A 23,779-nucleotide genomic window follows, 5' to 3' on the forward strand; every position below is an offset into this window, starting at 1 on the left:
TCACGACGATGCAGGGACATCGGCGCCGGCCGCCTGGCTGCGTGCTTTCGCGAGCAGTGCGGCGCGGGCTTCGGGCGACATCGCGTCGAGTTTCATGCGTGCTTGCGCCATGCGCTCGAGCGCGCCGGGAGCCGCTTCAGCGCAGCGCAACGCCTCTGCCAGCGCGCGCACGTTCGGATTGGCGAAGACCATTCCGGGCAGCACTTCAACGCGCAAACGCTCGGTGATGCGCGAGACGAACCGGATGACCAGCAGCGAATCGCCGCCGAGCGCGAAGAAATCGTCTGTGACGCCGACTCGCTCGCGCCCGAGCAAATCGGCGGCGACTTGCGCAAGCACGGTCTCGACGCCCGTCTCCGGCGCGATTTCTTCGCCGCCGGTTGCGTCATTGCCGGGCGGCGGCAGCGCGGGCCTGTCGATCTTGCCGTTGGCCAGGCGCGGCATTGTGTCGATGACCATTACGTGCGATGGCACCATCGGCTCCGGCAACGTCTGCTCGAGGGCGCGTCGCAACGTTGCTGCGTCCAGTTTCGCGCCGGCAATGGCGACGATATAGGCAGCAAGCCGCCGCGTCTCCGCGTCTCCGACCGCGATCACGACCGCTTGCGCCACGCCCGGTACGTTGAGACACGCGGCCTCTATCTCGCCGGGTTCTATTCGATAGCCGCGAATCTTCACTTGATCGTCGGCACGTCCGAGCCATAGCAGACCGCCATCGGGCAGCCTTCGCGCAAGATCGCCGGTACAGTAGAAGCGCTCGCCGGATGCCGCGTCCGCGACGAATGCAGTCGTGGCGCGATGGTCCAGATAGCCCGCGCTCAACTGCCTGCCGCCGATGCACAGTTCGCCCGCCGCGCCGACCGGCGTGGGTTCGCCATCGGCGTGAAGGAGGCGTACCACGCAGTTGGCGAGCACGCGCGTCAGCGGCAGGCCGTGCGTGGCATCTGCGTCGGACGAAGCGTGCGCGGGCACTTCATGGATCAACACGCCGATGGTCGTTTCTGTCGGTCCATAGTGGTTGAAGATGCGGACCTCGGGCGCAGCCGCCCGAAGCTTCCGGAGCAGCGCGGGCCGCGCTGCCTCGCCGCCGAGGATGACGGTCGCGGGCACGGCCATGGGTGTATCGCCGAGCAATGCATCCAGATGCGATGGCACGAACTTCACGCAATCGACTCGCCGCGCCGACAGGAATCGCGCGAACGCAGCGGCATCGGCGGTATCCGTTCGCGATGCAACCGCGAGACATCCGCCCGTATAAATAGCGCCATAAAGCGCGGTGTTGCCGAGATCGGCGGCGACCGTCGAGGTCAGCGCGAAGACGCGGCAGCGGTCCAGCGCCGCCGCCTCGCTTACCGACGCCGCGTAGTTGAGCAGCGCGCCGTGCGTGATGGGTACGCCTTTGGGCGCGCCCGTGGAGCCCGATGTAAAGATCGCATACGCGCGGTCGTCCGCCGATATCGGCGGCAACGGTTTATCGCTTATATGATTCGCGCCGTGATCCAGGGCATCGATCACGAGGCGCGGTTTCGCGCTCGCGATGATCGCTTCCCGCCGGGCGTTGGGCCATCCGGGATCGATCGGCAGATATGCGGCGCCAGCGCGCATTGCCGATAACAACGCGAGCACCTGACGGCCCGAGCGCGGCATGGCAATGCCTACAATATCGCCCGCGCAAACGCCTCGTGCGGCCAGATTTCGCGCCCCTGTTTCGATAGCGGCCCACAAGCCGGCGTAATCCAGCATCAGGTCATCGGCGGCAATGGCTGGCGCTTCCGGCGTCTCGCTCGCGTGACGTTCGAGCGCGGCGAGCACGGTTGTGTCGTTGAAGTCGCGGTCGGGACCTCGCCAGGCGATTGATCGCTCGCGTGATGTATCGTTTTCCAGCGGCAAGCGCGCGATGCTCGCGTTCCCGTGCGATGGCAACCGCGTGAGCAAGGTTATGTATTGATCGAGCAGCACGCGCACGGATGCTTCGTCGTAGCGCGATACGTCATACGCCAGCGAAAAATCGATGCGATCCCGGGTCGTATCGGTGCATACGAACATCGCAAGTTCGCACGGGCTGCCCGCGGTGTCGAAGCTCGCGATCTCGCCCACCGGCCACGCTGGCGCGTCGACGCTTTCAAAGCTCGCGCGAAGAAATGGCTTGAATGAACCGGCGTCCGCAGGGCAACATTCCTGCCACTGGCGATGAGCATCGAACACGCCGGACCATTGCGTCAGCACCGATTCGAGCGTTGCATCGCGTTGAAGTTCAAGCGACACAGGCAGCACGCGACGATACGCACCGAGCGCACCCGCGAGCGGCTCGTAGTCGTCGCGGCAATCGTGGACCGCGCCCACAAGCTGGCGGCTCTGGCCGCTGATGCGGGCGAGCAACATCCACCACGCGCATTGCAGCGCGTCGCCGGCATGGTTGCCTTTCGCGCGGCAGAAATCGAACCAGCGCGAGGCGTCTGCGCCGGTGAGTGATGTGCGGACCTTCATGGAATTGCTGGCAGGCTCCGAGACGATCGAACGCCGATAGGGCAACGCCACTGCGTCGTCCGGGTCTGCAGACTCCACGTAGTCGCGCCAATATGCGATGCCACGAGGCCTGTCCTCGTCGTCTTCCAGCGACTCTCGCCATTCGAGCAGTTGTCCGTATTGGAACGGTTCATCATCACGGGCGATAGCATTACCTGTCGCGCGTGTCAGCGCCTCGGCAACGATTGCAGCCAGGCTGGCAGCGTCGAGCCGCAACGGCGATGCCTTGACGGTGAGTCTGGCGTGAATGTCATCCACAGCGTGCCAATGCACCTGCAATGGGACATTGAGCGGTGCGTCGTCGTCGCTCATGCGCCACTCGATGGCTTGCGCTCCGGCGTCACCGTCCTGGAGCCATCGCAAGCCGCGAAAACCCGCGGCGCTTGCGATGCGCGCCGTGAAGATATCGTGACCGTGGCAGGTTTCATCGAACGCCTGACGCAATACGTCCAGCGCAATGGACGCGGGTATCACTATCGCAAGCGACAACGGCGCGCGCTCCGTGACACCGTCGAATTGCAAACGTTGTTCGGCGGATAGCGGACGGCTGTCGCCATCCATCCATGCATTGCTTGCATCAGACATCGGACGCTTCTCCCGCAGAGGCCAGTGCATTCGCCCTTGCCTTTTCCACATTGATTTCGACCACGCGACCCGCGCTGTCGAGCTGATACATCTCGGCCATCGCCACGACGATCCGGCGCGGCTCTTCGTACGGATCGCGCGCATGAGCCGCGAGCATGTTGTCGACCATCAGCACGTCGCGGCGCTGCCAGTCAAAGCGGATCGCACAGCGCTCGTAGGTCTCGCCGAGCAGCTTGACGCTGGCTTCGTCAATGGGCGTGCCGTCGCCGTAGCAGACATTGCGCGGCATGCGCGAGACGCCAACGAGATTGAGCAGGTCGCGGCGCACGGCCGGGTCGAGGAAGTGCGGGTGATGCAACTGGATCTGGTTGAACAGCACGCGCTCGCCGGTGAACGGATGCGTGATGATCGCGGGCGCCCGGGTGCGCGTCTGCAGCACGTCGCCGAACCATTCGAAGGCCACGCCCGAAGCGCGGCAGCGCGCTTCGACCTCGGCCGCGTCGCGGGTCTTGAAGAAGTCCTGCCACGACACATCCAGGTCGGGCGTAAACGTCCGGATATAAAGCAGGCCCTTTGCCGCGAGCTTCTCGGCGAGCGGCGCGGGTAATTCGCGCAGCATGTCGCGCCCGTCGGCGACCGGCGTCGCGCCGCCCGACTTCGACGGCAGTTCGCAGTAGAACCATTGCTTGTACGGCCAGCGTCCCGTGTGCGAGCTTTCGTTGTGGTACAGGATCATTTCGCGTTCGGGATACGGCGTGGATCGATACGTATTGCGGCCGCCCTCCTTCTTCGGCAGGTCGCCATACGCGCCATAGAGCCTCGGCGACATGGCTTCGACAAATGCTTCGAACTGCTGCGGATCGTCGAGCGCAAATCCACGGAACAGGATTGCGCCGTGCTTGCCGAGCAGCGTATCGATCCGCGCGCGATGTGCCCCGGCCCAAGCCGCCGGATCAAGATCGCGGCTCAAGGGTTCGACCAGTGCGGGCAAGCGGTTCCCGGGTTTCAATTCGCCGATGCGGACTTGCGCGCGAGCGCCGGCCGGCTTTCCGTTGGATGCGGCTTCTGGCGAACGGCGCGCGCTGAGCGCCTTGAGTTTGTCGAGCTTGCTTGCGCCAGTGCGGACCGGGGCCGTGCCGCTCTCGCCAGCTTGTATGACCGGGGCCATCACGGTGCCGAGCGCCTTGTCCGGATCGTTCACGAGATTCTCCAGAAGTTGGGTCCACGCAGCCAGATGACGGGCGATGACCACGCGGTCGAACAGCGATGTCGCGAACACCCATTCGCCACGCCAGATGTGCGCGCCGCGATGGATGAACAACGCCATGTCGAACTTGGAATGGTGCGTTGGCACGTCGAGCGTGCGCACGTTGAGGCCATCTAGCGCGAGTGTGTCGGATGGTGTGTTCTGCAACACGAACAAAGCCTGCACCAGCGCGTTGCGCGACGGATCGCGCCGCACGCCCGCTGCTTCGACAATGCGGTCGAACGGCAGCGCCTGATGCGCGAATACATCCAGCACATCGCGTTGACGCCGATGCGCATATTCGCCGAAGCCGATCGTGTCGCTGCTTGCGGGCGAGCGCGAGCGCAGCGGCAGCACGTTGACGAAGAACCCGAGCATCGACTCGAATTCGATGCGGTCGCGGCCCGCAACGTCCGTGCCGAGCAATAGATCGTGCATGCCGGTTGCGCGATGCAGATACAACTCGAAACTCGACAGAAGCGTGGTGTAGGCGGTCACGCCGTGGCGCGCGGCGAACGCGTCGATGCGCTGCGAGAGCAGTTCGGGTAACGCGAACGCAAGCGCGTCGCCTTCCTGCGATGCCACCGCGAGCCGCGGCAGCGCGTCGGTCCATTGCAGCGCGCGCGGCGCTCCGTTCAGGTAATCGCGCCAGAAGGTTCGCTGTTTTTCACCTGAAGGGCCACGCAGTGTTGCGTCCTGCCATGCGGCGTAGTCGGCATATTGCAGCGCCGGTGCAGCAACGGGAGATACCGCGCGATAGCGTTCGGCGAACGCGTTGACGAGCACGCTCATGGACCAGCCATCCGAGATGATGTGATGCGTGGCGAACGTGATCACATGCCGTTCTTCCTCGCGCTGTAAGACAGAGACCGCGAACAGCGGACCTTCGGCAAGCGAGAAACGCGTGTTCTGGCTTTGCGCGATGGCTTCGGTCACGCGGACATCGGCTTGCGCGACCGTCAGCCTGGCAAGGCTTACGAACGAGACATCGACGCGTGCGGCGTCTGCCGGTGCGATGCGTGCATAGGGCACGCCGTCATCGTCGAGATAGGTCGTTCGCAGGATTTCGTGCGTGGCAACCAGTTCGTTGACCGCGCGACGTACGCGCTCGATCGACAGCGGGCCCGCGACTTCCACCGCTGCTGCAATGGTGTACGACGCCGATCCGGGCGCGGCAAGCCGCTCGGTCAGCCACAGGCGATACTGCGCGGGAGACAGCGGCATGCGCGGCTGGCGTCCGACCGCTTGCAATGCGGGCGCGGCATGCGTAACGGTGTTCGCAATGTGCGGCGCTATTAAGGCGACCGTTGGTGCGGTGAAAATCGTACGCAGCGGCGGCGCATCGCCGAATACGGCTCGCAGTCGCGACACGACCTGCATCGCACGCAACGAGTCTCCGCCGAGGGCGAAGAAGTTATCATTGCGGCCGATTTGCTCCACACCGAGCACGTCGCGCCATACTGCCGCCAGCTTCTCTTCGACGTCGCCCTGCGGCGCTTCATACGATGCCTGCGCATACTCGGGTTGCGGCAACGCCTTGCGGTCGATCTTGCCGTTGGGCGTCATCGGCAATGCGTCGAGCATCATCACGACGCTCGGCACCATGTAGTCCGGCAACGCTTGGGCGAGCACGTCGCGCAACTGTTCGCCGGTTACTGCTGTGTCTGCTGTCACGTAGCCGATCAACCGCTGACCACCGCCGCTTCCCTGCGTCGATACCACCGCTTCGCGAACGCCTTCCTGCGCGAGCAACTGCGCTTCGATCTCGCCCAGTTCCACCCGGAAGCCGCGCAGCTTCACCTGATGATCGATCCGCCCCGTATACTCAAGTTGCCCATCTTCACGCCACCGTACGAGATCACCCGTGCGATACATGCGCCCGCCGTTCGTCGCGAACGGATCGGGCACGAAGCGCTCCGCTGTCAACGACGCGCGATTCAGATAACCGCGCGCCAGCAGGTCACCGCCAATCGCCAGTTCGCCGATTGCGCCAGCAGGCATCAGCGCCATGTCGGGAGAAATAACGTACAACGATCGGCCGCCTAACGCAGTGCCGATTGGCACGAGCCCCGGCAAGCCTTCGAGCGCCGCGCTTGAGCCCTCGAACGCGGTCGCGGTGATCGCGGCCTCGGTTGGGCCATACGTATTGAGCAAACGCACCGGCGACAAAGCCGCGCTCTCGCGCCAGCGGCGCAAGCCTTCGAGCGACATCGCTTCGCCCGTTGCATGGACTTCGCGCAAGGTGTGCATCGGTTGATCGCTGTTGGCAAGCGTCTGCACGAGCAGATGCCAGTACGCCGTGGGCAGATCCGCTACCGTAATACCATGCCGGTTCACGCGCGCGACGAACGCCTCGCTGCTCCACAGATCGGGGCCTCGCAGCACCACGGCCGCGCCCACGCACAGCGTTGGAAAGAGCTGTTCGATGAACCCGTCGAAGTTGATGGTGGAAAACTGCAGTACGCGATCGGCGCTCGTCAGTCTGGCGAAATCGATGGAGACCTGGGCATGCCGCGCGAGCGCATCGTGCGAGATTGCGACGCCTTTGGGTTTGCCTGTGGAGCCCGATGTGTAGATCACGTAGGCGAGTTGTTCATCGTGCACACGGATGTGCGGTGCGTGAGATGGGCCATCAGCAGCTTCAATCAGCAGCGTCTTCACCTGCGTAACAGGCAGCTTCGGAAACACATGCGATTGCGTGAGCAGCAACGCAATATCGCTGTCCTCGATCATGTAGGTGAGGCGTTCGGCGGGATATTCCGGATCGAGCGGCACGTATGCACCGCCCGCTTTCAGGATGGCGAGCAGGCCCACGACCATGTCGATGGAACGCTCGACTGCAATACCGACGCGCGTTTCGTTCACCACGCCCAACGCGATCAAACGATGCGCGAGACGGTTTGCACGCGCATCGAGTGTTGCGTAGTCGAGTACTGCATCGTCCAGGATGACCGCTGGCGCATTTGGCGTACGCGCGGCCTGTTCAGCAATCCACTCGTGAACCGCAGCATGACGCTCAACATCGTATGCACGGCCTTGTACTAACAGCGCCAACACATCCCGCGAATCGAGCAACGGCACGGCACCAACCGCTATCGACGTATCTCCGGTCATCGCCTCAAGCAGCGCGACGTAATGCTGCATCCAGCGTTCGACGGACTCCGCCTTGAACAGCGAACGCGCGTAGCTCATCTCGGCTACGAGCCCGTCCGTTTCCGACTCGGTGATGTTGAGCGTCAGTTCGAACTGCGCGTCGCCGTCATCGACTGACAACGCTTCCACTTCCAGCCCCGGCCATTTCGATAACGCGCGGTAGTCGGTCTTCTGATGATTGAACATCACCTGGAACAGCGGCGTGCTCGCGAGGTTGCGCTCGGGACGCAATGCTTCGACCAGCGCTTCGAACGGCAGGTCCTGATGCGCCTGCGCACCGAGGGCGCGTTGCCGCGTCTGCGCGATCAATGCATCGAGCGGCGTGCGTTCATCGAGCGTCGCGCGCAATACCTGCGTGTTGACGAAGAAGCCGATCAACGGCGCAACCTCGGGCCGTTCGCGATTCGCAACCGGCACGCCAACGCGAATATCGCGCTCGCCTGTATGCCGGTAAAGCAGCGCCTGGAACGACGCGAGCAGCACCACGAACGGTGTCGTGCCGCGTGCGGTGGCGAGCGTGCGAACCTTGTCGAGCAGCGGCGCCGGCAGCACCTTGCGCACGCGCGCGGCACGTGAATCGGCCAGTGTCTGGCGCACTGAGTCGGTCGGCAAGGTCATGACCGGATGTTCGTCGCCGAGCGTCTCGCGCCAGTAATTCAGTTGACGCTCGCGTTCGCCGTCCTCGAGCCAGCGGCGCTGCCACACCGCATAGTCGCCGTACTGTACGGGCAGCGCGGCCACGTGTGGCAACGTGCGCGTAATTTGCGCCCGATACAGCTCGACCACTTCATCGAGCAGCAGTTGCACCGACCATCCGTCGGACACAACGTGATGCATCGATACAACCAGCACATGGCATTGCGCAGCTTCATGGACCAGACCCACGCGCAGCAGCGGGCCGCGTTCGAGGTCGAACGGATTGGATGCGAAGTCATCGACCGCGCGTTGTGTCTCTCCCGCTTCGATAAACCGGAACTCCGGCGCAAGCGCCGTGTGCACGATCTGCCGTGGACCTTCGCCGTCGATCTCTCGCAGCGTGGTGCGCAGCGCCTCGTGACGCGCCACGACTTGTGCGAACGCCTGGGCCAGCGCATCGGTGTCGAGTTCGCCACGCAAACGCAACGCACCGGCAATATGATAAGCACGGCTGTCGCGCTGCAAATTCCACAGGAACCACAAGCGTTGCTGCGCGTGAGACATGGGCAGCACGCGCGCGCCGGTGGTGTCGGAAAGCCGCGTGATAGGCGGCACGTCCGGCGCTTCGATGCATGCGCGCGCCAACGCGGCAACGCTCGGATGCGCGAACACCATGCGCGCTGTCACCGGCAGACCCGCGGCCGCCGCTTTCGCCACGACCTGCAGGCTCAGGATCGAATCGCCGCCGAGCGCGAAGAAATGATCGTGGCGACCGATGCGTTGTGCGCCCAATACCTCATGCCAGATGGCAGCAAACGCTGTTTCGACTTCGCCACGCGGCGGCTCGAAAGCCGTGCTCGCTTCGCCGGACGCAGGCAACGCCTTGCGATCGACCTTGCCGTTCGGCGTGAGCGGCAATGCGTCGAGCACGACGATCGCGCCCGGGACCATGTAGTCGGGCAGGACTTTCGCCAACGCGCCGCGTAAGCGCGCGACGTCAGGCACGCCCTCGCCCTGTCCCGTCACGAAACCAACCAGGCGCATGCCGCCCGGGCCTTCACGCGCCACTACGACCGCGGACGCCACGCCTTCGCACGCAAGCAGCGTGGCCTCGATCTCGCCAAGCTCGATACGGAAGCCGCGAATCTTGACCTGCTGGTCGATGCGGCCCAGGTATTCAAGCGAGCCATCGGCACGCCAGCGCACGAGGTCACCTGTGCGATACATCCGCGTACCATCGCCCGCAAACGGGTCTGGCACGAAACGTTCGGCGCTGAGCGCGGCGCGGCGCCAATAACCGCGCGCAAGTCCTTCGCCACCCAGATACAGTTCCCCCGCGACACCGGCCGGCACCGGTTCGCAATCGGCATCAAGCACATAGGCTTGCGTGCGGGCCATCGCGCGGCCGAGCGTGGGCGACGCTGCATCGATCACGGGGCCGAGCATCGACCAGATAGTCGTTTCTGTCGGTCCGTACATGTTCCACAACGTAACGCCGCGCGCGAGCAGCGCCTGAGCCAGATCGGGCGGCAATGCTTCGCCTCCGCACAGGCCCTTGAGCGCAGGCCACGACGCGCCGCTCGCAAGCAGCATGCGCCAGGTTGCGGGCGTCGATTGCAGGACGGTCGCTTGCGAACTGCCCAGCAGCGCCGCCAGCGCAACGCCATCGCGCGTGGTCTCGCGCGGCGCGACGATCAAGGTCGCGCCCACCGTCAGCGGCAGATAAATCTCGAGCGCCGCAATATCGAATGAAAGCGATGTCACAGCCACCCATCGATCGCTCGATGAAAGCCCCGGTTGTTCCGCCGTGCTCGACAGAAAGTTTGCGAGCCCGCCGTGGCGCACCATCACGCCTTTTGGTCTTCCGGTCGAACCCGAGGTGTAGATCACGTAAGCAAGGTGCTCGCTGTCAACAGTAAGCTTGGGCGCATGGGCGGGCAGCGCGGACAGGTCGAGCGCATCCAGATCGATGCTCGCCACATGTGGCGGGACGGGCAGATCGACTGCGCAGGTTGTGAGCACCCAACCGAGTTCGCTGTCGCTGATCATGTACGCAAGCCGCTCAGCCGGATAATCGGGATCGAGCGGTACATAGGCCGCGCCTGTTCGGAGAACGGCGAGCAAGGCCACGACCATGTCCATCGAACGCGTGAGCGCGATGCCGACACGCGTCTCCGGTCTCACGCCCTGCGCCATCAGGTGATGTGCAAGACGATTGGCGCGCGCTTCAAGTTCGGCATAGCTCAGCGAATCGACGCCGAACCTGAGCGCGATGGCATCGGGAGTAAGACGCGCTTGCGCCGAAATGCGTTCGTGCACCGGGGTTGTCTTGTCGCCTTTGGGTTCTCCCCGTCCCATTGTCAGGAGTGCGGTTCGTTCGCGCGCCGGCAACGCGCTTGCCGTTACAACCGGACGCGATGCATCGGTAATGAGACCGCGCAGGATTTCGCCAAAACGCGTCAGCAGTCCAGCCGCCTCGTCTTCGCCGAATGCATCGGTCAGATAGCTCAGGCGCAGCCGCAAGGTATCGCCGTGCAATACGGTCAGCGTCAACGGATAATGCGTTTCCTCCTCGTTGACGTAGTTCGCGAATGCGAGGCCGCCGGGCGCGGACGATTTCAGCACGGCGTCGACCGGGAAGTTTTCGAACACCACGATGTTGTCGAACAGGCGCGCATGTCCGCCCGGCGTCCAGCGCTGGATTTCGGCGAGCGGTGTGTGATCGAATTCACGGGCTGCGAGCGCGCGCTGTTGCATGGCGCGCAACCACTCGGCCACCGGCATGGCCGACGCACGCGTGCTGACCACGGGCAGCGTATTGATGAAGAGACCGATCATTGTTTCGGCGTGCGCCAGTTCGCCCGGACGGCCGGCGACGGTCGCGCCGAATGTGACGGTGTGCTGGCCAGTTTGCTGATGCAGCAACTGTGCCCATGCGCCTTGCACCAGCGTGTTGACGGTGATCCGTTCACGCGTGGCGAACGCGGTCAGCTTCGCGACGAAATCGGTATCGAGCGTTTCAACGCGCTTGCCGAACACGGACGTGGCCGATGTGGGCGCGATTTCGGCGCGTGCAAGCCGCGTTGGTTCATCGACTGCGGCGAGCGCGTCGCGCCAGAACGATTCGCTGCGCCGCGCGTCTTGTGCGTCGAGCCACGCGATGTAGTCGCGAAAACGCCCCCGCGACGCGGGCAAGGTTTCGCCCGCGTAAAGGCGCAGCACTTCGCTCATCAGTTGCGCCGCGCTCCATCCGTCGAGCAGCAAGTGATGGCTGGTCCAGATCAGGTGATGACGGTTCATGCCGGTTCGCGCAAGCACGAATCGTTGCAGCGGGGGACGCGTCAAATCAAAACCGGCTTTTAGCTCACGATTTGCGATGGCGTCCAGCCGGGCATGCGCATCTGCGCATTCGAGCGAGTCGATATGCTCGAACGGCACTGCGGCACGTCGCGATACCCATTGCAGCAAGCCACCACTGCGTTGCAGGAAACCGGTGCGCAAAATGTCGTGGCGAGCGGCGACCACGTGCCAAGCGTCTTCGAAACGCGCGGGATCAAGCCCGTCTATGTCGACGCGCGCCTGATTCATATAGACCGCGGCCTGTGCGTCGAGCATGGTATGGAACACCATGCCCGCCTGCATTGGCGACAATGGATAGACATCTTCAACTTCACGCCACGGCAGCGCAAGCGCTTCGAGTTGCGTGGCATCGAGTCGGGCAAGCGGGAAATCGGATGGCGTTGCGCCGCCTGTGGAACTCAGACATGTGGCGATAACCGCGCGCAGTTCCGTCTCGAAGCGCTCGGCGAGCGCCTGCATGGTCGCCACGTGATGAAGCGCCGCGCTGTAGCTGAAGGCTACAGACAGCCGCCCGTTCGTCACCTTGCAGTCGACGGAAAGCGCGTGCGTCATCGGTGCACCGGCGGCCTGCGTCGCACCAACGGATTCATCGGCCAATGCCCAGCCGTCGCCGGCCGTATCGAATGCGCCGTCGAACTGCCCGAGATAGTTGAATACGACTTGCGCACGTGGTGCGTTGGCCAACGCGGCGCGGTCTTCGTCGCAACCGAGATGACGCAGCAGTCCCGCGCCGATTCCCCGGCGTGGTACGGCGCGCAGTGTTTCCTTGACGCGCTTGATTGCCGATGCGTGGTTGCCTTCCGCGTTGATTGCGACCGGGAAGATGCTGGTGTGCCAGCCTACCGTGCGGCTCAGGTCAACGTCGTCGAATAACGGCTCGCGGCCGTGTCCCTCGATATCGACAAGCACCGCATCCTTGCCCGTCCAGTTGCACAGTGCGCGGCCGAGCGCCGTCAGCAGCAGGTCGTTGACTTGTGTGCGGAATGCGGCGGGGGCATCCTGCAACAGTTGGCGGGTCGAGTCGGCGTCGAGTGAGCGTTCGATGCGCGCGCCATCTCCCGCTGTGCAGGAACCGTTGGGTGCATCGACGGGAGGGTCTGCGGGCGCATCGACCTTGAGCCAGTATGCGAGTTCTGCGCGAGTCTCGCTGGATTGCGCGTGGTCTTTCAGGCGTCGTGCCCAGGTGCCGAACGACGAACCGCGCGGCGCGAGCGGCCGACCCGAATAGGCGCGCCGCAAGTCATCGACTATCACGCGCCACGACACGCCGTCGACCACGAGATGGTGCGCGGTGAGCAGCAGTCGATGACTGCCGTCCGGCAAGTGAACAAGCATCGCGCGCAGCAAAGGACCATTGGCGATACAAAGGCTCGCGTGCGCCGTCTCGCAGAGTGCCGCGAGTAATTCCGGATCGGTAATTTCGCGTTCCCACAGCGTGTCTGTAGCATCGGCGTGTGACCCATGACTTTGCGTCCAGATGCCATCGCGTTCGGTGAAACGCAAACGAAACGCGGGGTGATGCGCGATGACGGCATCGACCGCCGAGCGTAAGCGGGTTATATCGATAACGGGCGGCGTGCGCAGCAAGATCGCCTGATTCCAGTAGTGGCGATCAGGCACGTCCATTTCGAGGAACTCGCGCTGGATAGGCAGCAACGGTATTTCGCCGGCTGGCGCATCGTCGGCTATCGAATGTGTGGTGGCTTTCGTTGCGACTTCGGCAAGCAGCGCCACTGTCTGCGCTTCGAACAATTGCCGCGGCGTGATCGATAAACCAGCCTGACGTAGACGCGCCACGATTTGCAGACTCAGGATGGAATCGCCGCCGAGGGCGAAGAAGTTATCATTGCGGCCGATTTGCTCCACACCGAGCACGTCGCGCCATACTGCCGCCAGCTTCTCTTCGACGTCGCCCTGCGGCGCTTCATACGATGCCTGCGCATACTCGGGTTGCGGCAACGCCTTGCGGTCGATCTTGCCGTTGGGCGTCATCGGCAATGCGTCGAGCATCATCACGACGCTCGGCACCATGTAGTCCGGCAACGCTTGGGCGAGCACGTCGCGCAACTGTTCGCCGGTTACTGCTGTGTCTGCTGTCACGTAGCCGATCAACCGCTGACCACCGCCGCTTCCCTGCGTCGATACCACCGCTTCGCGAACGCCTTCCTGCGCGAGCAACTGCGCTTCGATCTCGCCCAGTTCCACCCGGAAGCCGCGCAGCTTCACCTGATGATCGATCCGCCCCGTATACTCAAGTTGCCCATCTTCACGCCACCGTACGAGATCACCCGTGCGATACATGCGCCCGCCGTTCGTCGCGAACGGATCGGGCACGAAGCGCTCCGCTGTCAACGACGCGCGATTCAGATAACCGCGCGCCAGCAGGTCACCGCCAATCGCCAGTTCGCCGATTGCGCCAGCAGGCATCAGCGCCATGTCGGGAGAAATAACGTACAACGATCGGCCGCCTAACGCAGTGCCGATTGGCACGAGCCCCGGCAAGCCTTCGAGCGCCGCGCTTGAGCCCTCGAACGCGGTCGCGGTGATCGCGGCCTCGGTTGGGCCATACGTATTGAGCAAACGCACCGGCGACAAAGCCGCGCTCTCGCGCCAGCGGCGCAAGCCTTCGAGCGACATCGCTTCGCCCGTTGCATGGACTTCGCGCAAGGTGTGCATCGGTTGATCGCTGTTGGCAAGCGTCTGCACGAGCAGATGCCAGTACGCCGTGGGCAGATCCGCTACCGTAATACCATGCCGGTTCACGCGCGCGACGAACGCCTCGCTGCTCCACAGATCGGGGCCTCGCAGCACCACGGCCGCGCCCACGCACAGCGTTGGAAAGAGCTGTTCGATGAACCCGTCGAAGTTGATGGTGGAAAACTGCAGTACGCGATCGGCGCTCGTCAGTCTGGCGAAATCGATGGAGACCTGGGCATGCCGCGCGAGCGCATCGTGCGAGATTGCGACGCCTTTGGGTTTGCCTGTGGAGCCCGATGTGTAGATCACGTAGGCGAGTTGTTCATCGTGCACACGGATGTGCGGTGCGTGAGATGGGCCATCAGCAGCTTCAATCAGCAGCGTCTTCACCTGCGTAACAGGCAGCTTCGGAAACACATGCGATTGCGTGAGCAGCAACGCAATATCGCTGTCCTCGATCATGTAGGTGAGGCGTTCGGCGGGATATTCCGGATCGAGCGGCACGTATGCACCGCCCGCTTTCAGGATGGCGAGCAGGCCCACGACCATGTCGATGGAACGCTCGACTGCAATACCGACGCGCGTTTCGTTCACCACGCCCAACGCGATCAAACGATGCGCGAGACGGTTTGCACGCGCATCGAGTGTTGCGTAGTCGAGAACTGCATCGTCCAGGATGACCGCTGGCGCATTTGGCGTACGCGCGGCCTGTTCAGCAATCCACTCGTGAACCGGAGCACGATGCTCGACATCGTATGCACGGCCTTGTACTAATAGCGCTGACGCTTCTTCGGCATCGAGCGCAGCGATATCAACCAGTCGTGCAACGTCCCCGGCCAATTCCGTCAACAGGCGAACGAATCGCGAAGCAATGGCTTGCGCCTGATCGTGCCCTACACGCGCGGCATCCACGCTCCACTCCAATGTCAACGCAGGCTGCGTCGACATGGTGAGTGTCAACGGATAATGCGTGCGCTCGAATGCCTGTGCCGACACCACATGCAAGCCGTTTTCGTTGCCGCGCAGGTTTGCATCGACGGGATAATTTTCGAACACGAGCAGTGAATCGAACAACTCGCCGCCCGTGCGCCCGAGCCACTGCTGCACCGAGGATAAAGGCGCATGTTCGTGCTCGCGCAACGCCACGTTTTCAGCCTGCAGCGCGCGCAGCCACTCGCCCGTCTCCATGTGCCGCGGGACAGTGGCGTAAAGCGGCAGGCTATTGATGCACAGGCCAAGCATGCGTTGCGCGCCCGCCAGAGTGGCCGGGCGTCCGGACACCGTGACGCCGAACACCACGCGTTCGCGCCCTGTCGATTGCGCCAGCAACAACGCCCACGCACCTTGCGCCAAGGTGTTGAGCGTCACTTGATGACGTCGTGCAGCGGTTTCCAGCCGTGCCGTGAACGCTGTATCGAGCGTGTGTTCGAAGACAAACGTCCCCTCGGCGCCCGACCGTGCAGCAGGCCCTTCCGTGAGCATGCCGCACGCATCGATATCGCCACCCTGCTTGACCCACCATTCGCGCGATGACGGCTGTGCATCGAGCCACGCTACATAGCGCGCGTACTGCACCGGCGGCGGTAGATCGCACGCTTCGCCGATCAATGTCGCGCGATACCCCTCCATCACCTCGCTCATCAGCAATGCACTGCTCCACCCATCTGTGAGTGCGTGATGTCCGGTCCAGACCAGATCGTGTGCCCCATCGGGACGTGCGAACAGGTTCACGCGCAAGAGCGGTGCACCTTCGATGTCGAAGCCGGCTCGAAGGTCATCGCGCAGCCACTCGGAGAGCGCGGCCTCGTACGCCGCTTCGTCATGTGGAAAATCCTCATGCGTGAAAAACGGCAAACGAGCTTCAGCCAGGACGATCTGCAATGCAGGGCCACCGTGACGCCATTCAAAGCGCGTGCGCAAGACCTGATGCCGCGCCACGGCCGATTGCCACGCGCCCTGCATTGCAACTGCGTCCAGCGGACCCGCGAGCGTGATGCGCTTCTGCGTCACGTACATGCCGACATCGGGTTCGGACAGGCCGTGGAAGATCAGCCCCTGCTGCACGGGCGTAGCCGGATAGATGTCCTCGACCGCTTCGCTCGCGATATCAAGCCGTGCCCATTGATCCGGTGTCAGGCGCGCGAGCGGAAAGTCCGACACACTCATTACACGCGCTGCCGTGATCAAGTAATCGAGCGATGCGCGCAACCGTGCATCGAAACGCGTGACGATCTCATGCGCGAGCGTGTCGTCGATCACGTCGGGATCGTAGTCCCACGAAATCGACAGCGCGCCGTCCTGCACCCGCGCGTTCAGATCGAGCGCGAACGGCGCAGGCGCGGCCGCCGACATCTCGCCGCAATCCTCGCTCGCCAACGTGAACCCGCTGTGTGACGGCAGCGTCTGGTCAAGATTGCCGAAATAGTTGAAGCCGATACATGGGGCCGGCAGCGCGGCTGCCGCCGCGCGCACGGCGGGGTCGCGCGAATGCGCAAGCAGGCCCCATTCGAAGCCCTTGCGAGGAACGGCCCGCACGCGGTCTTTCGTATCGAGCAGATTCCGCGCGATGTCGCGATGCGCTGCAAGGCGCACCGGATGACGCGTCGTGAACCAACCCACTGTGCCGCTCGTATCGAGTTCAACGGGCAGCGACTCGCGGCCGTGGCTTTCCAGAGCGATGAGCAACTCAGCGTCCGGTTCACCCACCGCATAGGTCAACGCGGCAAGCAGCACTTCGTCGAGCGACATGCGGCAAGCACGCCGCGCTTCGTCGGCGAGTTGCTGGGTGGCTTGCGCGCCAAGCGTGCTCGTCAGCGAACGGCGCGGCGCGCCACGCGAAACGCCGCGGAAAGGCGATACCGGATGTCCAATGGCGTCGCGCCATGCATCGAGCGTCCCCGTCACCGTGTCCGACGCAGCATATTCATCAAGCGCCTCGACCCACACGCTCCACGGCGTGCTTGCAGGCAATGTCGCCGCGTCACCGCGCAATGTACCGCCATAGACATGCTGAAGTTCATCGAGCAAGATGCGCCACGACACGCCATCGACTGCGAGATGATGGATCGTCAGCAACAGCCGTACGCCATCGGGCACCTGGAAACAGGCGACACGCATTAGCGGTCCATCACCCAGATGCAAGCTGCGATGCAGGCGCGTCGCCTCACGCGCGAGCGTTGCACGCCAATCCGGATCGCCGCGAAGCTCGAACGTGTCGAGCAACGCATGCGGTTCATGCGCGATCACACGTTGCTGCCATCCTGTAGCAGTGCGCTCGAAGCGCAGACGCAACGCGTCGTGACGTCTCACCAGCGTATCGATTGCACGGCGAAGCGCAGGCACGTCGAGCGACGCCGCGCGCAACAGCACCGCCTGATTCCAGTGTGCCTCGCCCTCTGGATGCCGCGCAAAAAACGTAGCCTGTATGGGCGTAAGCGGCAGCGGATCGTGACGTTCCTCAATCGATGCCGCGCGCACCGGCACAGCCAGTGCAGCAAGGCGCTCGATATCCGGCGCATCGAAAATCTGTCTTGGCGTGAGCTTGAGTCCGGCTTGCGCCGCGTGCGCGATGATGCGCAGGCTCAGAATGGAATCGCCGCCGATCTCGAAGAAATTATCGGTGACGCCGATTGTTTCGCGGCCCAGCACTTGCCGCCATACTGCGAGCAGCGCCGCTTCGTTGGCGGTACGCGGCGCCACGAGTTCGCGGGTCTGCGCGTCCTGCGGTTCGGGCAACGCGTTGCGGTCGGTCTTGCCGTTCGGCATCACCGGCATGGCGTCCAGATGCACGAATACCGAAGGCACCATATGCAAGGGCAACTTGCCTTCGAGTTCACGGCGCAGCGCAACGTCGGCCACGCCCCTTGCATTATCCGCGACGATATAACCAACCAGGCGGCTGCCCTCGCCCGCGCCGCACAGCGCGACCACGGCTTCGCGCACGCCCGTGACCTGACGCAGCACGGCTTCTATTTCTCCGAGTTCGATGCGCAAGCCGCGCAGCTTGACCTGCTGGTCGAGCCGCCCAAGGAAATCGATGCGTCCGTCCGCGCGCCGCCGGCACAGATCGCCCGTGCGATAAAGGCGCGCGCCGTTGTTCGAGAACGGATCGGGAATGAATTTTTCCGCCGTGAGTCCGGGCCGCGCGAGATAGCCACGCGCAAGCGTCTCGCCGCCGATCACGAGTTCGCCGAGCGCATCGACCGGCGCGATCTGGCCGTATGCATCGATCACATGAACTTGGCGCGACGCATAAGGCACGCCAATCGATACCACCGCGCACTCCACGTCCGACGCACGCGTCTCGCGATACATGCAGGCAACGGTGGTTTCGGTTGGACCATAGAGGTTATCGAGGCGAATGTGTGCGAGCGGTCCATCGCGCCACTGGCGCAATGCGTCGCCGGGCAGGCCTTCGCCGCCGACCGTGATCTGGCGCAGCGCCGCCAGCTCTTCCGCCGGCGGCGGATTGCGCAGCCATTGCTGCCAGTACGCCGTGGGAATGCGCGAGAAGGTCACGTGTTCATCGGCGAGATGGCGGCTGGTGGTTGCAAGGTCCCACTGCTGCGCGCCGCGCATTTCCACTTGACCGCCACGGCACAGCGCGGGAAGCATCTCGTGCAGCGCCACATCGAAATTGATGGTCGACGACTGCAGTTGCTTGTCGGCTGAAGTGATTCCATATGTATCGATGAAATCATCGAGGTGCAGGCTCAGGCTGTGGTGACTGATCGCCACGCCCTTCGGACGGCCGGTCGAACCCGACGTGTAGATCACATACGCGAGTTGCTGCGGATGGACTGTTGCGCACACCGGCGCGGTCAAACCGTGGGACGCCATCGCGAGATCATTCGCGATGCCGACTTCGATGACATCGAGGCCTTCGAGCACGTCCGCGAGCGCATGTGCCGTCGCCGTATCGGCGAGCACGCGGCGCACGCCCGCGTCTTCCATCATGTATGCCAGACGGTCGGCGGGATACGCGGGATCGAGCGGCACGAACGCGGCGCCCGCCTTCAACGTGCCGAGCAAGCCCGCAACCAGCGCGCCAGAACGTTCGATGCACAAGCCCACGCGTTCGTCCGCCCGCACGCCGGCCGCGATCAGCCGATGCGCGATGTGGTTGGCGGCTGCATCGAGCGCGCCGTATGTTAGCCGCTCGCCTTCGCAGTGCAGTGCTTCGCGCAGAGCATGCAAGGCGGCCTGCTCGGCGATGCGCTCCATCACCGGACGAAAATCATGTTGCACGATGCCGGTCGTGGTTTCTGCGACAGGCAACCTGATCTCGCCAACATGCAGGGTATCGCGTTCAGCCGCGGCAGCAAGTTGCCCGAGTATCGCGCAATAAGCGTCGCGAAGCTGCGCGACAGTCTCGGCGTCGAGCCGCGAACGCTGGTATTTCCATCGCAACGTCGGCGTGTCGCCGGGAAGCACGGCGAGCACCAACGGGTAATGCGTTTGTTCTATCGTGGAGAAACCGACCAGTGAAAGCGTTGCGTCGTCGCGGCGGATCGCTTCGTCGATAGGGAAATTCTCCAGCGCGAACAGGCTGTCGAAAAGCGCGTCGCCGCTGCGCCCAGACCATTGCTGGAGATGATGCAGCGGCGTTGCCTCGTGCTCGCGCAACGCGCTGGCGTCGTTCTGCAAGGCGCGCAACCACTCGCCAACGGGCATTCCGGCAGGTACATCGACCCATAGCGGCAGGCTGTTGATGAACAACCCGAGCATGCCGTCGATGTTCGCCAGATCGTTTTCCCGGCCCGAGAGCGTGACGCCGAACGATACCTGCTGGCGGTTGCCATAGCGCGACAACAACAGCGCCCACGCGCCCTGCAACACGGTGCCGAACGTCACGCGATAACGCTGCGCCGCGTGGCGCAAGTGCTGCGCGAGCGTGGAGTCGAGCACGTCGTCATACTGGCTCACGGCCGGGCCTTGCGTCGCGGCCGCCATGTTGGGCAAGGGCAAGCTCGCGGTCAACGTGGCGGGGTCGTCGAGCGTGCGCAGTTTCTCGCGCCACCACGGCTGCGAGTCGGGCCGCGCGGCGAGCCAGTCAACATACTCGCGATAAGGCGTCGCAGCCGGCCGTTCCAGCACGCGTCCCTCGACGCTCGCGCGATACGTCTCCAGCACCTCGCCAAAGAGCTGGGTCGCGCTCCATCCATCGAGCAGCACGTGGTGGTCTGTCCAGATCAGGTCGTGGTCGCCGTCGGGCCGTGCAAACACATTGATGCGCAGAAGCGGCGCATGATCGAGATCGAAGCCGCGCGCGAGGTCTTCACTGAGCCACGCGTGCAGCCGCGCGTCGAATGTGGCCTGTGGTCCCGCCGACCAGTCGTGCGCGGTGTACGGTGTATCGATCACACGGCGCACCACTTGCAACGCGTCGCCACCATGTGCCCAGGTGAAATGCGTGCGCAATATCGCGTGACGCGCGATGGCCGCTGCCCACGCAGCGCGCATGGCCGCGTGATCGAGCACGCCGCGCAACGTCAGCCGTTTCTGGTTGACGTACACACCGCGTCCGGTCTGCAGCAGACTATGGAACAGCATGCCGCCCTGCAGGGGCGTTGCCGGATAGATATCCTCGATATCCGCCCACAGCAGATCCACGCCATCGCGACGCAACGCGGCGATATCGAAAGCATTTCGCGTGGACGTTTCTTCGAGCGCGGGCTCGGCAACGGCAGCAAGGGAGGCCACCGTCTGCGCTTCGAACAACTGCCGCGCGGTAATCTTCCAGCCGGCACGGCGCAGTCGCGCCACGACCTGCAGGCTCACGATAGAGTCGCCGCCCAGCGCGAAAAAGTTGTCATGCCGGCCAACGCGCGGTGCTTTGAGCAGCGCGCACCAGATATCGGCCAGCGTTGTTTCGACTTCGCCTTGCGGCGCTTCGTATTCGAGTGCATCAACGGACGGCGCGGGCAGCGCCTTGCGGTCGATCTTGCCGTTGGGCGTGAGCGGGAAGCCATCGAGCGCAATGATCGCGCCGGGCACCATGTAGTCGGGCAACCGCGTGGCAAGCGCTGCACGCAGCGCTTGTGCATTGGGCACGATTTCACCTTCGCCGACCACATACGCAACGAGCCTTTTCCCCGAAGGACCGTCCTGCGCTGCGACGACCGCCTGCGCCACGCCTGTTTGCGCCGCAAGCGCGGTTTCCACTTCCCCCAATTCGATACGATGACCCCGAATCTTCACCTGATGGTCGATACGGCCAAGATATTCAAGGGTGCCATCGTTACGCCAGCGCACCAGATCGCCGGTCCTGTACAACCGCGCGCCATCGGCGGCGAACGGGTTCGGTACGAAGCGCTCGGCGCTCAGCGCCGCACGGCCGAGATAGCCGCGCGCGAGCCCTTCGCCGCCCAGATGCAACTCGCCCGCGACGCCTTGCGGCGTGAGATTGCAAGCGTCGTCGAACACATAGGCGTCGGTGCGCGCGATCACGCGACCCAGCGACAACGCGTCGGCGCTGACGCGTCCGAGCATCGACCAGATGGTCGTTTCTGTCGGACCGTACATGTTCCACAGCGTCACGCCGCGCGCGAGCAGCGCATGAGCGAGATCATGCGGCAAGGCTTCGCCGCCGCACAGTCCCTTGAGCGCGGGCCATGAAGCGTCGCTTTCAACAAGCATGCGCCATGTCGATGGCGTTGCCTGCAAGACAGTCGCGCGTGATCGATCGAGCAGCCGCGCGAGCGCGTTGCCGTCGCCTGCCGTGTCCTTGCCGGCGACGATCAGTTCGGCACCCGCCATCAGTGGGAGATAGATTTCGAGCGCGGCGATATCGAAGGAAAGCGACGTCACGGCGATCCAGCGATCGCTTGCTTCAAGACCCGGCTGGTCTTTCATGCTTGCCAGGAAGTTCGACAGGCCGCCGTGGCGAACCATCACGCCCTTGGGCTTGCCGGTCGAACCCGATGTATAGATGACGTATGCAAGATCATCGGCATGCAGGGTCACGGCAGGCGCGCTCAGTGGTTCGGTCGCGAGATCGATCGAATCGAGATCGATGATTTCCGTGCCTTCGGGGGCTTGCAACGTTTGAGCCGTTGCTCCTTTCGTGAGCAGCAGCGCGATGCCGCTGTCGGCCATCATGAACGCGAGACGATCGGCGGGATATTCCGGATCGAGCGGCACATACGCAGCGCCGCTACGAAGCACCGCAAGCAGCGCGACAATCATTTCGATCGAGCGCTCCGCCGCCACGCCGACGTATGCGCCGGGACCCGCACCAAGCGCGCGCAAGCGGTGCGCGAGGCGATTCGCTGTGGCGTCGAGTTCGGCGTAGGTCAGCGACCTCGTATCACATCGGACGGCTACCTTCGACGGCGTAGCGGCGGCCTGCATGCCTATCGCGTCATGCACGAAATGCGCGGCGAACTCAACACGATCGTTCGCGTTCGCGGGACGGCCGAGCGCGAGCAATGCATCGCGCTCCGCCGTGTCGAAAAGCGCAACGTCGCGGACCGCAAGCTGATCGTTTGCGACGAGGCCATCAATCATCGCTACATAGTGGCGGCCAAAGCGCGCGATGGTGCTGGCATCGAACAGCTCGGTCGCGAATGTCAGCGACGCAGACAACGCGCCATCATGTGTTTCAGTTGTGTCGAGCGACAGTTCGAACTGTGCGCTGCGCGCGCCATTGTCCAGGCGCTGGACGGCCAAGCCCGGCAGTTGCGCGAGCACGCGGTCGTCGGCCTTGTGATGATTGAACATGACCTGAAACAGCGGCGTATGGCTCAGGCTGCGTTCGGGTTGCAGCGCTTCGACCAGGACATCGAACGGCAATTCCTGATACTGCTGCGCGGCAAGCGCCCGCTCGCGCGTGGCGTCGATCAGCGTGGACAGTTTCGTTTCCGGCCTGACGTCCGCGTGCAGGACCTGCGTGTTCACGAAGAAGCCGATCAAACCCACCACCTCGGCGCGTTCGCGGTTACTGACGGGCACGCCGACGCGAATCGCGCGCTGGCCGGTATGCCTGTGCAGCAGCGCCTGGAACGCGGCAAGCAGCACCACGAACGGCGTGGTGCCGTGCGTCTGCGCGTAACTGCGCACGCGCTCGGCAAGCGCAGCAGGCATGTGGATATCGTGGTGCGATGAGCGGTAGTCAGCCACCGCGCGGCGCGGATGATCCGCGGGCAGCGTCAGCACATCGACTTCGTCCCGCAACGCTTCGCGCCAGTAAGCGAGTTGACGCTCGCGCTCGCCTGCGGCGAGCCACTCGCGCTGCCATACGGCGTAATCGGCGTACTGCACCGCAAGCGCGGGCAATGCCGCTTCTTGATTTGCAAGCGCCGCACGATAGCCAGCGACACATTCGTCGAGCACGATATCGATAGACCAGCCGTCGGACACAATATGATGCATCGACATCAGCAGCCAGTGTTCACCGCTGGCGAGTTTCACGACCGCGATGCGCAGCAACGGACCTGCGACGAGGTCGAAGGTGTCGCGCGCAAATGCGTCTGCGAAGGTGTGTGCTTCTTCAATGGACGCCGCTTCGAATTCGCGAAAACCATAAGCCAGCCGAGCGTGGATGACCTGCTCGGCCGTGCCGTCTTCCGTTCTGCG

Annotated in this window: 2 protein-coding genes (1 of these 2 running past the window's edge); both read right to left on the reverse strand. The window is 63.9% G+C overall.

The genetic code is table 11. The features are described 5' to 3' along the window. A complete protein-coding gene (locus ACRWA7_RS09135; protein WP_438392381.1) occupies positions 1-3,111 on the reverse strand; it encodes a non-ribosomal peptide synthetase in 3,111 nt (1,036 codons plus the stop codon). After that, positions 3,104-23,779: the 3' portion of a non-ribosomal peptide synthase/polyketide synthase gene (locus ACRWA7_RS09140; RefSeq protein ID WP_438392383.1), read on the reverse strand. 5,346 nt of this gene lie beyond the right edge of the window; 20,676 of the gene's 26,022 nt are visible here — the last part of the coding sequence; its start codon lies beyond the right edge, outside the window — the gene reads right to left on this strand; it ends in the stop codon at positions 3,104-3,106. Before ACRWA7_RS09140 ends, ACRWA7_RS09135 begins: the two co-directional genes overlap by 8 nt.

Source organism: Caballeronia sp. DA-9 (genome assembly GCF_051615025.1).
GTDB classification, from domain to species: domain Bacteria; phylum Pseudomonadota; class Gammaproteobacteria; order Burkholderiales; family Burkholderiaceae; genus Caballeronia; species Caballeronia sordidicola.